The sequence below is a fragment of the Pseudomonas sp. NFX224 genome, assembly GCF_048565165.1.
In the GTDB taxonomy this organism is placed as follows: domain Bacteria; phylum Pseudomonadota; class Gammaproteobacteria; order Pseudomonadales; family Pseudomonadaceae; genus Aquipseudomonas.
Genome location: NZ_CP183416.1, coordinates 6544652 through 6557876, shown reverse-complemented (window position 1 = coordinate 6557876; position 13225 = coordinate 6544652). Strand labels below are relative to the sequence as shown.

At 62.7% G+C, this 13225-nt stretch carries 11 protein-coding genes; 6 read left to right on the top strand and 5 right to left on the bottom strand.

Annotated features, from left to right (window positions below; all coding sequences use genetic code 11):
* Nucleotides 1-187: 187 nt before the first annotated feature.
* The 5 genes from ACNYC6_RS30015 to ACNYC6_RS29995 are packed head-to-tail and all read right to left on the bottom strand — an operon-like array spanning nt 188 to nt 5744.
* A complete protein-coding gene (locus tag ACNYC6_RS30015; protein WP_419710481.1) occupies nt 188-1711 on the bottom strand; it encodes an acyl-CoA synthetase in 1524 nt (507 codons plus the stop codon).
* The gene (locus tag ACNYC6_RS30010; protein ID WP_419710480.1) at nt 1702-2136 is read right to left on the bottom strand and encodes a PaaI family thioesterase; all 435 of its coding nucleotides are present in this window, start codon (nt 2134-2136) and stop codon (nt 1702-1704) included. The genes ACNYC6_RS30015 and ACNYC6_RS30010 overlap by 10 nt, the downstream gene beginning before the upstream one ends.
* Nucleotides 2136-3692 (bottom strand): acyl-CoA synthetase, encoded by a 1557-nt coding sequence (locus ACNYC6_RS30005; protein WP_419710479.1) that lies wholly within the window; start codon nt 3690-3692, stop codon nt 2136-2138. The genes ACNYC6_RS30010 and ACNYC6_RS30005 overlap by 1 nt, the downstream gene beginning before the upstream one ends.
* A gap of 60 nt (nt 3693-3752) precedes the next feature.
* On the bottom strand, nt 3753-4556 hold the full coding sequence (locus ACNYC6_RS30000; RefSeq protein WP_419710478.1) for an enoyl-CoA hydratase/isomerase family protein: 804 nt from the start codon (nt 4554-4556) through the stop codon (nt 3753-3755).
* A 33-nt stretch (nt 4557-4589) separates the two neighbouring features.
* Nucleotides 4590-5744 carry a CaiB/BaiF CoA transferase family protein gene (locus ACNYC6_RS29995; protein ID WP_419710477.1) on the bottom strand — a complete coding sequence of 385 codons (1155 nt, stop codon included), beginning with the start codon at nt 5742-5744 and terminating at the stop codon, nt 4590-4592.
* A 196-nt stretch (nt 5745-5940) separates the two neighbouring features.
* On the opposite strand from ACNYC6_RS29995, the gene ACNYC6_RS29990 reads away from it, so the two are divergent.
* The 6 genes from ACNYC6_RS29990 to ACNYC6_RS29965 all read left to right on the top strand — a co-directional run bounded on the left by ACNYC6_RS29990 (nt 5941) and on the right by ACNYC6_RS29965 (nt 13121).
* A complete protein-coding gene (locus ACNYC6_RS29990; protein WP_419710476.1) occupies nt 5941-8757 on the top strand; it encodes a LuxR C-terminal-related transcriptional regulator in 2817 nt (938 codons plus the stop codon).
* A 295-nt stretch (nt 8758-9052) separates the two neighbouring features.
* Nucleotides 9053-10153, top strand: coding sequence for an acyl-CoA dehydrogenase family protein (locus tag ACNYC6_RS29985; RefSeq protein WP_419713040.1), 1101 nt, complete (start codon nt 9053-9055; stop codon nt 10151-10153).
* A gap of 27 nt (nt 10154-10180) precedes the next feature.
* Nucleotides 10181-11365 (top strand): lipid-transfer protein, encoded by a 1185-nt coding sequence (locus ACNYC6_RS29980; protein WP_419710475.1) that lies wholly within the window; start codon nt 10181-10183, stop codon nt 11363-11365.
* 29 nt (nt 11366-11394) lie between these two features.
* The gene (locus ACNYC6_RS29975; RefSeq protein WP_419710474.1) at nt 11395-11835 is read left to right on the top strand and encodes a MaoC family dehydratase N-terminal domain-containing protein; all 441 of its coding nucleotides are present in this window, start codon (nt 11395-11397) and stop codon (nt 11833-11835) included.
* 14 nt (nt 11836-11849) lie between these two features.
* Nucleotides 11850-12266, top strand: coding sequence for a MaoC family dehydratase (locus ACNYC6_RS29970; protein WP_419710473.1), 417 nt, complete (start codon nt 11850-11852; stop codon nt 12264-12266).
* Between the two features lie 30 nt (nt 12267-12296).
* On the top strand, nt 12297-13121 hold the full coding sequence (locus ACNYC6_RS29965) for an SDR family NAD(P)-dependent oxidoreductase (RefSeq protein WP_419710472.1): 825 nt from the start codon (nt 12297-12299) through the stop codon (nt 13119-13121).
* Nucleotides 13122-13225: the final 104 nt, after the last annotated feature.

Sequence of the window (13225 nt, the reverse complement as noted above, 5' to 3'; positions counted from 1 at the left end):
GAGTCCACTGTATTGACGCGGGCGGGTGGTGAAGCCACCCGGATCGGGTAGCGAAAATAGATGGTTTGAAACACAGCCCTTGTAGGAGCCGGCTTGCCGGCGAAGATGCCCTTGAGTGCAGCGGTGAATGTGAGGACGCCTTCGCTGGCAAGCCAGCTCCTACCGGGGGGAAGTGGTGTGGAATGGGTTATTTGCGCAGTTCGCGCTTGAGGACTTTGCCGGCAGCTGACAGCGGTAACGCTTCGCGGAACTCGATGGATTTCGGGCATTTGTAGCCGGCGATGAACTCCCGGCAATATAAGCGCAATTGCTCGGCATCGACCTGGGCGCCGGGCTTGCGCACCACCACCGCGTGCACCGCCTCGCCCCATTGCTCATGGAGAACTCCGATCACCGCCGCCTGCGCCACGGCCGGGTGTCGGGCGAGGACATTTTCGACTTCCGCCGAGTAAACATTCTCGCCACCGCTGACGATCATGTCCTTGAGGCGGTCGACGATGAACAGGTACCCCTGCTCGTCCATGTACGCGGCATCACCGGTGTACAACCAGCCATCACGCAATGCCCGGGCGGTTTCTTCAGGCTTGTTCCAATAGCCCTGCATGATGTTCGGCCCGCGCACGATGATCTCGCCCACGGTGCCTCGCGGAACTTCCTGGCCTTGCGGGTCGACAATCCTCACGTTGACCCCCAAGCCGCCCCGCCCGACGGAACGGGACAAACCGCTCTGGCGCGCTTGCGGCGTGTGATTGCACGGCAGATTGCTCGACACCACCGGGCAGGCTTCGGTCAGTCCGTAGGAATGAGAAAGCTCGAGATCCGGAAGCCGGGCCAACACCTGTTCCACCATTTCGCCAGCGCTGGGCGACGCGCCGTAGGTCAAGCGTTTCAGGCTACCCAGGTCATGGCGATCGAAGTCCGGAAGGGCCAGCAGCGCGAGGATCATGGTCGGCACCAGCAGCGTCTCGGTGATCCGCTCCCGCTCGATCACTTGCAGCACCTCAGCCGCGTCGAAACCCGACAGCAGCACATGGGTTTCACCGGCCATGAACTGGATCAACGCGCGGGCCATGCCGGCGACGTGGAACAACGGTGCGACGTGCAACAACCGGCCACCGCGTATCGGCGGCATGTCGACCATGCGTGGCATGCACGCCGACCACAGGTTCAGATGGGACTGCATGACCCCCTTGGGAAACCCGGTGGTGCCGCCGGTGTACATGATGCAGGCGAGGTCTTCCCCGCCGCGCCCGGCATCTTCGACCGGCGTTGCCTGGGCTAGCAACTGCTCATAACCGAGCATGCCCGGCGGCACTTCACCGTCCCCGGCGTAGATAAACCGTGGCGCCTGACGGGCGCTCTTGCGGATACCTTCGGCCATCGCCGCGAAGTGCTCGTCGACAATCAGGAAGCCGGTGGCGCAATCGTCCAGCGAATAGACAATCTCCGCCACGCTCCAGCGAATGTTGACCGGGTTGAGCACCCCGCCGCCCCACCACACGCCCATGATATACTCAAGATAACGGTCGGAGTTGAGCGCCAGCATGCCGACCCGGTCACCCGCCGCCATGCCGAGGTTCTGCAAGGCGCCCGCCAGGCGAGCGACACGTTCACCAAACTGTCGATAGGTCTGGCGGCGATCGCCGAAAATCGTCGCCAGGTGCTCCGGGTTTTGCTGCAGGGTGCGTTGCAGACACTGGGTCATGTACATTGTGTCTTGCCTTTCCAGGTGGTGAAGACACCGTTGGCCCGCAACACCAGGCGCTCGCCGACCTTCAGCAGGCAGCTGGCGTTGATGAAGGTGCCACCGGTCTTGAGCACTTCCACATGCGCCTCCAGCCATTCGCCTTCGCGCACTGGTCCGATGTAATCGACGTTTAGGTTGACTGTCAGTGCAACCGATGGCGGCCGCAAATGGCGCCGTAAAACGACGCCGAAGGCGCTGTCCGCAACCGTGGCGAGGAAACCGCCATGGGCGATGCGCACGTAGTTGAGGTGATGCGGCTGCAGACGCACGGCCATGATCGGCCGTTCATCATGTAGGAAGAAGTCACCGCAATTGCGCAGGAAGCCCGAGAGGCCTTCCAGCGCTGTGAACCCCTCAGGAATCGTTGCCCCTCCATTGTCCAGCGCCATCAGCTGACACTCCGGTCCTTGCCGGCCCAAAACGGTTCGCGCAGGTCGCGTTTGAGCACCTTGCCGGCACCGGACAGCGGCAGCGCGGCGCGGAACTCGACCGACTTCGGTGTCTTGTAGCCGGCGATCTGCCGACGGCAATGCTCGATGATCTCGGCGCCAGCCGCTTGGCGATCAGGTTTGAGCACGATCACCGCGTGTACCGCCTCACCCCAATGCGCGCAGGGAATGCCGATCACCGCGCACGAAGCGACGGCCGGGTGACTGGAAATCGCACTTTCGACTTCTCCCGAATAAATGTTTTCGCCACCGCTGACGATCATGTCCTTGAAGCGGTCGACAATGTAGATGTAACCGTCGTCGTCCATGTAGGCGCCGTCGCCCGTGTGCATCCAGCCGCCGCGCAGGGCTTGGGCCGTTTCTTCGGGTTTGTTCCAGTAGCCGAGCATGATGTTCGGGCCACGCACCACCACTTCACCAACCGTACCGCGTGGGACTTCGTTGTCGTTTTCATCGACGATGCGCACCGTCACACCCAGTCCTGGGCGCCCGGCCGAGCGCAACCGGCCATTGGCGATGCCTTCGGGGCCATGGTTTTCCGGGCCGTTGGCGGAGATGGGCGGCGCGGCCTCGGTCATGCCATAGCCTTGGGTGAACTCGACATTCGGCAGGGCTTTCAGGGCAAGTTCCAGCAGGGGCACGGCAATCGGCGAGGCGCCATAGGTCAGGCTGCACAGGCTGCTGAGGTCGTAGTTGGCGAACTCCGGATGCATGATCAAGGCCTGGATCATGGTCGGAACGATCAGGATGTCGGTAATGCGCTCGCGTTCGATGGTTTGCATCACGTTCAGCGGGTCGAACGACGGGACGAAGATGCTCGGCAAACCCAGCAACGAGATCAGGATCACCCGCGACAGCGCGGCCAGGTGGAACATCGGAGCGATGTGCAAGGTCAGCGCATCGGTTGGCACCGGGACATCGGCGGCGCGGGCCACGGCGGCGGACCACAGGTTCATGTGCGACTGCATCACGCCTTTTGGCCGGCCCGTGGTGCCACCGGTGTACAGGATGCTGGCCAGGTCCTCACCGCCACGAAAGGCATCATCGACAGGTTCGGTTTCACGAATCAGTTGCTCGTAGGACAGCATGCCCTCGGGCGTCGGGCCTTCGCCGATGTGGATCAACAGTGGCCGCACCCTGGCGGTGCCGGCAATGGTTTCGGCCATTGGCAGGAAGGTGTCGTCGATCATCAGGATGCGTGTGTCGCAGTCGTCCAGCGAATAGACGATTTCCGCCACGCTCCAGCGAATATTGACCGGGTTGACCACGCCACCGCCCCACCAGGTGGCCAGGTAGTACTCGAGAAAACGATCGGAGTTCAGACCGAGCAGGCCCACGCGGTCGCCGCTCTGCATGCCCAGTTGCTGCAAAGCGCCGGCCAGGCGGGCTACGCGGTCGGCCAGTTGCGCATAGGTGTGGCGCCGGTCGCGGAAGACCGTCGCCAGGGCATGGGGGCGCTGCTGTAAAACACGGTGCAGTCCTTGGGTCAGATACATGATGGTTTCCTGTGAATTATTGTTGTCAGGTCAGAACGCATTCAGTCACTGGGCGGTGCGTCACGCACCGATGTAGTTGGGCGTGCGTTGCTCGGCCATGGCCACGCGCCCTTCGGCGTGGTCCTGGCTGTCGCGCAGCAACCCCCAGTGCAAGTGGGTTTGAATCACGAAATCACGGGGCGTCAGGTGTGCGGTTTGCACCGCCAACTGCTTGATCGACTGCACCGCCAGGGGGCCATTGGCGGCAATTCGTTCGGCCAGGCTCAGGGCGGCGGACATCAACCGTTCCGGTGGCAGGAGGTCGATGATCAGCCCGATGCGCAAGGCTTCCTGGGCATTGATCGGCTCACCGGTCAGTGCCATTTTCATGGCGTGGGCGGCGGGCACCGCGCGCAGCAGGTATTGCACGCCACCCGCTGCCGGAATGGTCGCGTCGCGTACTTCGGGCAAGCCGAACGCGGCGCTTTCGGCGGCAATGCGCAGGTCACATTGCAGCGCCAGTTCAAAACCGCCGGCCAGACAAACACCATTGATGGCGGCGATGACCGGCTTCCAGATCTCCAGGTCGCTGAGGTCGAACAACCGCGCATAGCCGCCCTCCTCAGCCTCGGTTTCGCGGCTTTTCAGCGCTCCGGCAACAAAACCGGACAACCCGCGCGACGGCTCGCGCGGGCTCGCACCACAGCAGAACGCTCGTTCACCGGCGCCCGTCAGCACGATGACCCGCACCTGCTCGTCATCCTGGCAAGCCACCAGCGTCTTGCGCAGGTGCATCAGGTCGCTGATGGACAGTGCATTGTTCGACGCTTGCGCATCGAGGGTAATGACTGCCACGTGATCGATGATCTTGAACTGAATGGCCATGGACTAACCTCTATGTTTTTTATGGGAGGGAGGTCAGGCCTTGAAGCCCAGGCCCAGCGAATGCAGACGCTCGATGGCGACGCTGTCGAAACCCCAGTCGCGCAGCGCCTCGTAACCGTGCTCGCCACGTTGCGGCGCCGTTCGCGGCTGCGCCGAGGGCGTGCCGAGAAAACGCGGGGCCGGGACTGGCTGGACGACGCCATCGACCTCGATAAAACTGCCGCGAGCCACGCTGTGGGGATGTTGCGCAGCTTCAACAAGGCCCAATACCGGCACTACGCAGGCATCGCTGTCGATAAACGCTTCTGCCCACTCTGCCCGAGTGCGGCTGAGGAAGGCCGCCGTAAAGGCCTCACGCAAGCGCGGCCAGCCAGCCCGGTCGTGCTGACGCGGCAGGTCGGCGCCTGCCAGCCCGAGGATTTCCAGCATTTGGGCGTAGAAACGCGATTCGATCGGACCGATCGACATGTGCTGGCCGTCGCGGGTTTCATAGGTGTCGTACCACGGCGCACCGCCATCGAGCAGGTTGCTGCCGCGCTGTTCGGTCCAGTGACCACCGGCCAACAGGCCCCAGACCACCGAACCCAACTGTGCCGCGCCCTCGGTCATGGCCGCGTCGACCACTTGCCCGGCCCCGCCGCGTTGCACATTCACAAGCGCCGCCAGCACGCCCATCGCCATCAGCATGCCGCCACCGCCGTAGTCGCCCACCAAGTTCAGTGGCGGCACCGGCCGACCACCGGCCGGGCCAATGGCCGATAGCACGCCAGACAAGGCGATGTAGTTCAGGTCATGGCCGGCACGGTCAGCCATCGGCCCGGTCTGGCCCCAACCGGTCATGCGCGCATAAACCAGTCGCGGATTGCGCGCCAGCGCCACTTCCGGGCCCAGACCCAGACGTTCCATGGTGCTGGGGCGAAAGCCTTCGATCAGCACATCGGCTCGTTCGATCAATTCCAGTGCTGCGGCGACGCTTTGCGGACATTTCAGGTCCAGAGTGACCGAACGCCGATTGCGCCCTGTAATGTCGGCGCGCTTGCCTTCAAGCTTCGGACCCAGGTCGCTCGCTGCCACCGGACGGTCGATCCGCACCACGTCGGCCCCCATGTCCGCCAGCAGCATCGTGCCAAAAGGTGCCGGGCCGATTGCCGCAAATTCCACCACTCGAATGCCGCTCAGTACACCCATTGCCGTCGCTCCATTATTCTGACGGAGCGCCTTGCAGCACCCCATTTTGTGATGTCCAGTTAATCAATCCCCTGTTCGCCGACCACCACCCGCATCGGGTGGCGAATACCAAACACAGGGCCATGACTGGCTGGCGGTGCGTTACACTCCTCTGGGTTCAGTGCCTTCCCAAAACAAAAAAGATTCGGACAGCCCCATGGATAAACCCCGCAAGTCCACCGCCTCGGACACGCCTTCCAGCCTGGTCTTGAATCCGACTCAGTCGCCGATCGTCAGTACCAAACTGATCCCGCCACGCAGCGCCGGGCGCCTGATTTCCCGCGAATCGCTGCAGGAGCAAATGCTCAAGGCGCGTCGCCAGCGCTGCATCGTGCTCAAGGGGCCGGCGGGTTGCGGCAAGACTTCGACCCTGATTGCCTGGCGCCAGGCGCTGTTGCCGCTGGGCTTCGACGTGGCCTGGCTGACGCTGTCTGCCGATGACAACGAACTGACTCGCTTCCTGGACTACTTGCTGGCCAGCCTCGGTCAGGTCGACCCGGATCTGGTACACGAAGCCACCCAGCTGGAAGGTCGTGGTATCGACAGCGAGGCGGTAGAACGTACCGTCATCACATTGGTGCGCAGTATTGCCAACCGTGGCCGCGAACTGGTGCTGGTGCTCGACGACCTGCACCATCTGACCGACGTCGGGATTCATCAGGCCCTGCAATGGCTGATCGACTACGCACCGGCCAATCTGCACCTGGCACTGGTGTCACGCAGTGTCGTGCCTTTGTCCCTGGCGCGGTTGCGCAGCCAGGAACTGGTGCTGGAACTGAATCTGCGCGACTTGCGCTTCACGCCCAGCGAGTCCGAACGCTTTCTCAAGGCTCAACTGGGCGACATCAGCGCCCGCGACGCCAAGCTGATGCATGAGCTGACCGACGGCTGGGTTGCCGGCCTGCAATTGCTGGCGGTCAGCCGCAAGAAAAATCGCCCGTTCGTCGCCGCATCCGACCAGACACAGGTGCGGGACGATCAGGCCTTCGCGAAGTTTTTCGAAATCGAAGTGCTGTCCCATCTGTCGCCGACGGATCTGGACTTGATGCTGCTCATGGCCGTCTGCAACCGCTTCTGCGCCTCGTTATGCGCCGCCCTCAGCGGCAACCCGGAAGCGGTCCGCGAAGCCAATGCCCTGCTTGCCCGCCTGGAACGGGACAACCTGTTCCTGATCCCGGTGGACAGCGCCCAGCGCGAAACCTGGTACCGCCTGCATCCGTTGCTGCGTGAAACATTGCTCAAGTACTTCGATTCGCGCAGCAAGGCCGAACAACAGGCGGTGCACGCGCGGGCCTGGGCCTGGTTCCGTGACCACCAGCATCTGGATGAAGCCGTGCACCATGCCGTGATGGCGGGCGACCCTGATGCCGCTGCCGACCTGGTGCAACAAAACGCCGAAGCGCTGTATGCCCACGGCGACTTGCGCATGTTGATCGAGTTGGTTCGGCTGCTGCCGGTCGAACAAGTGCAGGCGCGGGTGAAGCTGCGCATCCTCAAGGCGCGGATGCAACTTTATGCCCGGGATTTCACAGCGTGCGCCAACAGCCTCGATCAACTGTTCAACGACGTGCCCGAGAGTGATGTCCATGATCGGTTCATGATCGCGATACTGCGTGCCTCCCTGGCGCTGCAGCGCGATGACACCGACGCGGCGATGACAGTACTGCCGCAATTGCTCAATCCACCCCAAGGCAGCAACAGTGTCGCCATCGGCTCGTGCGCCAACATCCTTTCCTGGCTCTACATGCACCGGGGCGAATACGAAAAGGCGCGCCAGATACAACTTGACCGGCCCCTGCTGCTGATCAATGGCGAACACCTTCTGGGAACCACCGCCGGCAGTCTGCAAGGTCGCTGCATGATTGGCTTGAGCCACGCCCTGGAAGGCCAGATGAAGCAGGCGGAACGGGTCTATCGGGATGTGATGCATGAAGCCGCCCAGTGCGGCAAGGCCGGTGCCGACGCGACTTACCTCTCCGCCGCGCTGCTGGGCGAGGTGCTGTACGAAACCAATGACGTCGATGCGGCATTCAAACTGCTTTCGGGCTGGATCGATATCCTGGAGCGCATCTCGATTCCCGACTCGGTACTGCGCGTGATGCAGGTGCTGTGGAATGTGCAATGGCTGGCAGGCAATCATCAGGAAGCCCTGGCCTATGTCGAACGGCTCGACGAGTACGCCGTCAAACTCGGCCTGGAGCGACTGCAAGCCTACTGCCTGACCTGGCAGGTGCGCTGGCTGATGATTCTCGGTGAGCATGGGCAGGCCCACGCCAAACTGGCGCGCCTGGAAGCGATCGATGCGCGCCATCCCGATGCAGGACAAAGCGCCCTCAAGGAAATCCATATCCTGGCCGAGAACGCGCGGGCACGCTGGCAGATTGAACAAGGCGACCTGGACGGCGCCTTGAAGCGGATCGAACAGTTGATCGAAACCTGCGAGTTGCATCGCCGCCAGCTCGGTTCAGTACGGCTGCTGGTGCTCAGTGGCGTCATCGAGTCCCAGCGCGGCAATCCCGATGCCGCACGGGTTCACGTCATGGAGGCGCTGCGCCGCGGGCAACGCTTCGGCTTGTTGCGCAGCCTGCTCGACGCCCACCCGGACGCACTGAAACTGATCTCTGAGATCACGAGCCAAGAAACCCTGGACCCGGTGCTGGCGTTCTACGTCGAGCGCCTGCAAGCGGCCCAGGTGACGGTGCCCACCGCGCCGACCGGCAAACCCTCCCCGGTCTCGGCAGGTAAACCGCTCGCCGCCGGCATGGAGCCGTTGAGTGAGCGGGAAATCGAAGTCGTGCGCCTGCTGGCCCAGGCCCTGCCCAACAAGAAAATCGCCCGCGCCCTGGGACTGTCCCCGGAAACCGTGAAATGGCACCTGAGTCATATCTACAGCAAGCTCGGGGTCAACAGTCGCGACGAAGCGGTGGCGCGGGTGCGTGACCTGGAATCGCAGGGTGATCCCGCCCCGCAATAACAGACCTGTAAAGACCCTGTGGGAGCGGGCTTGCTCGCGAGGAGGACGGCACATATAACATCAAAGTTGACTGACAAACCGCCATCGCGAGCAGGCTCGCTCCCACAGTTGATTGATTTTTGTCTCGCCACCCGCCTCGGGTGGCGTTCACACCAGCCCCCCACCCTATCGTAACCCTCAGTTCAAAGGCGCACGTCGCGCCTTGCATCAGCGCCAGGCCCAAGCAAGCCGGCCCGTGATCATTGAGGAGTCTTGCGTGCATATCGCCCGAACCGTTTTCCGCGACGACCATGAAATGTTTCGCACCACCGTGCGCCGTTTTTTCGAGCGCGAATGCGTGCCGCGCCAGGCAGCCTGGGACAAAGCCGGCCAGGTCGACCGCGAGACCTGGCTCAAGGCCGGTCGTGAAGGCTTGCTCGGCATCACCCTGCCCACTGAATACGGTGGTGGCGGCGGCGACTTCGGTCACAGCGCGGTGTTCAACGAGGAGTTCGCCCGGGCTGGCGTGAGTGGCGCCTACTTCGGCATGCACTCCGACGTCATTGCGCCGTACATCAATCGCTGCGGCAACCAAGAACAGAAACAGAAGTGGCTGCCGGGCATCTGCTCTGGCGAGATCATCCTGGCCATCGCCATGACCGAACCCGGCACCGGCAGCGACCTCAAGGCCGTGCGCACCACCGCCGTGCGTGATGGCGACGAATATGTGATCAACGGCAGCAAGACCTTCATCAGCAACGGTCTGACCGCCGATCTGGTCATCGTCGTGTGCAAGACCGATCCGGCCGCCGGCGCCAAGGGCATCAGCCTGATCGCCGTGGAAGCCAGTCGCGCCGGTTTCAAACATGGTCGCAAGCTGGACAAGGTGGGCCAGCATGCGCAGGACACGGCCGAGCTGTTCTTCGACAACGTCCGCGTGCCAGTCGGCAACCGCCTTGGCGAAGAAGGCCTGGGCTTTACCTACCTGATGGTCGAACTGCCCCAGGAGCGCTTCTCGATCGCGGTGTCCGCCGCCGCCAAGCTGGAGCGCCTGCTGGAACAGACCCTTGAATACGTGAAGGACCGCAAGGCCTTCAACCAGACCGTCTGGGACTTCCAGAACAGCAAATTCAAGCTCGCCGACATCAAGGCCCAGGCCACCGCCATGCGGGTGATGGTCGACTACTACCTAGGCGAGCACATGCGCCGCCGCCTGACCCTGGAAGAAGCGGCGATCGCCAAGCTCTACACCACCGAAACCCTGTGGAAATGCATCGACGACATGGTCCAGCTGCACGGTGGCTACGGCTACATGATGGAGTACCCGATCGCCCGCGCGTTCGTCGACTCGCGCGTCAATCGCATCTACGGCGGCACCAGTGAAGTCATGCGCGAAATGATCGCGCGCAAGCTCTGACCCTCAAAAACAAAAAGGAAACACACGATGAGCATTAAGGTATTCGTTGCTGGCGTCGGCATGATCCAGTTCAAGAAACCGGGGACCAACGAGCCCTATGACGTCATGGGCGAACAAGCGATCCGCCAGGCCCTGGCCGATTCGGGTGTGGATTTCAATGACATCCAGCAGGCCTACGCCGGTTACGTCTACGGCGATTCGACCTGCGGCCAGAAAGCCCTGTACCGCGTGGGTATGACCGGCATCCCGCTGATCAACGTCAACAACAACTGCGCCACCGGTTCCAGTGCCCTGTTCCTGGCGCGCCAGGCCGTACAAAGCGGCGCGGTGGATTGCGCGCTGGCCTTTGGTTTCGAACAAATGAACCCGGGCGCGCTGAAGTCCGCCTGGACCGACCGTGCCCCCGCTACGGAGCGGGCGCTCAAGCTGACCAACGAACTGGTCGGCATGCCGGACCTGCCTACCGCCATCCGCCAGTTTGCCGGTGCCGGTTACGCGCACATGCAAAAGTACGGCACAAAGCTTGAGACCTTCGCCAAGATCCGCGCCAAGGCCAGTCGTCACGCGGCCAATAACCCGTTGGCCGTGTTCCGCAATGTGGTCAGTACCGAAGAAGTGCTGGCTGCGCCGATGCTCTGGGAAGGCGTGCTGACCCGCCTGATGGCCTGCCCGCCGACCTGCGGCGCGGCCGCCACCATCGTGGTCTCCGAAGCGTTCGCGAAGAAGCATGGCCTGCGCACCGACGTGCTGATGGCCGGCCAGGCGCTGACCACAGACCTGCCAAGTACCTATGACGCCAAGGACATGATCCGCGTGGTCGGTTTCGACATGACGCGCATGGCCGCGGATATCGCCTACAACCAGGCCGGCATCGGGCCCCGGGACATCGACGTCATCGAGCTGCACGACTGCTTCGCGCAGAACGAACTGCTGACCTACGAAGGCCTGGGCCTGTGCGCCGAGGGCGGTGGCGAGCAATTGGTCAACGACGGCGACAACACCTATGGCGGCGAATGGGTGACCAACCCGTCCGGCGGCCTGCTCTCCAAGGGCCACCCTCTGGGCGCTACCGGCCTGGCCCAGTGCTATGAGCTGACCCACCAATTGCGCGGCACCGCCGAACAACGCCAGGTGCAGAACGCACGCATCGCGGTGCAGCACAACCTCGGCCTGGGCGGCGCCTGCGTGGTCACCGTGTACCAGAAAAACTGACGCGCCCGCTCAGCAAAGGAGCCATTTCGATGATCGACAAGAAACACATCGGCAGACAACTGCCCACTTTCCTCGTGACCGCCGAAGCCGGACAACTGCGCTTCTTCGCCAAGGCCACTGGTGAAACCAACCCGATTTACTTTGACGAGCAGGCCGCGCGCGATGCCGGACATCCCAACCTGCCGCTACCGCCGACCTTTCTGTTCTCGCTGGAGTTCCAGATTCCGTCGAACGCCTGGCGCGACGAACTGGGCATCGTCACCGCGCGCATTTTGCACGGAGAAGAATCCTTCCGTTATCACCGCATGGCCTATTCCGGCGACACGTTGCGCTTCGATGTGCGCATCGCCGACATCTACGACAAGAAAGGCGGCGCCCTGGAATTCGTGGTGCGCGAAACCCGAGTCACCAATCAGCACGGTGAGCACGTTGCCGATCTGCGCAGCGTGCTTGTGCAGCGCAACAGCTGAAGCGGAGAACACAGATGAACGCGATAAGCCTGGAAAAAATCAACATCGGCGACACCCTGCCACCCTTGGCCCTGCCGCCGATCAACCGCACCACCCTGGCCCTGTTCGCCGGTGCTTCGGGTGATCACAACGCCATCCACATCGACACCGATTACGCCCGCCGGGCGGGCATGCCCGACGTGTTTGCCCACGGCATGCTCTCGATGGCCTACCTCGGCCGCTTGCTGACCCAGTGGGTCGATCAACGCCAATTGCGCGAGTTCGGCGTGCGCTTTCTCGGCATCACCCACCTGGGCCATCAGATCACCTGCACCGGCGCTGTCGTCGATCGTTACGAAGTCGACGGCGAGCAACGCATCAAGGTCGAAGTGCGTACCACCAATCAATACGGCGAGACCAAGATCATTGGTGACGCCGTGATCGCTCTGTAAACAAAACTGATAACTGAGGAGTAACACCCCATGGCAAAACTCGAAGGCAAAGTCGCACTGGTCACCGGTTCCGGTCGTGGCATCGGTCAGCAGATCGCCCTGAAACTGGCGAGCGAAGGCGCACGCATCGTGATCAACGACCTGGACGCCGACCCGGCCCACGAGACCGCTGAAATGATCCGCAAGCTGGGTGGCGAAGCCGCTGTCTGCCACGGCAACGTCAGCGCTCCGGATTTCGGCGACCGCTACATCAAGACCGCGATGGACAACTTCGGCAGCATTGACGTCATCGTCAACAACGCCGGCTACACCTGGGACGACGTGATCCAGAAGATGAGCGACGAGCAGTGGTACGCGATTCTCGACTGCCACATGACGGCACCCTTCCGCATCCTGCGTGCCGCCTACCCGATCATCAAGGCCCAGGCCCTGGCCGATGCGGCGGCAGAGCGCGAGGTGTTCCGCAAAGTGGTGAACATTTCTTCGGTTTCGGCCCTGAACGGCAACGCCGGGCAAATGAACTACTCGTCGGCCAAGGCCGGTGTGATCGGCATGACCCGTGCGCTGGCACGTGAATGGGGTCGTTTCAAGGTCAACGTCAACGCCGTGGCCTTCGGTTTCATCGAAACCCGCATGACCAAGGCCGACGCCCACGCAGGCGCCACGGTGAACATCGAAGGCCGTGACATTCGTGTCGGCATCAGCCCGGAAGCAGCCAAGTCGTTCGCCCAGCGCAACCCGCTGGGTCGTCCGGGCACCGTGCAGGAAGCGGCGGACGCGGTGTATCTGTTCTGCTCGCCGGAGTCGAACTACATCACCGCCCAGACCATCGCTGTCGCCGGCAATCTGCAATAACAAACCGTGGGAGCGAGCTTGCTCGCGATGGACGCCAACGATGACGCAGGCCGTCTGACCGCATTGTGCGGACGTTTTTCATAAGCAAGCTCGCTCCTACAGGC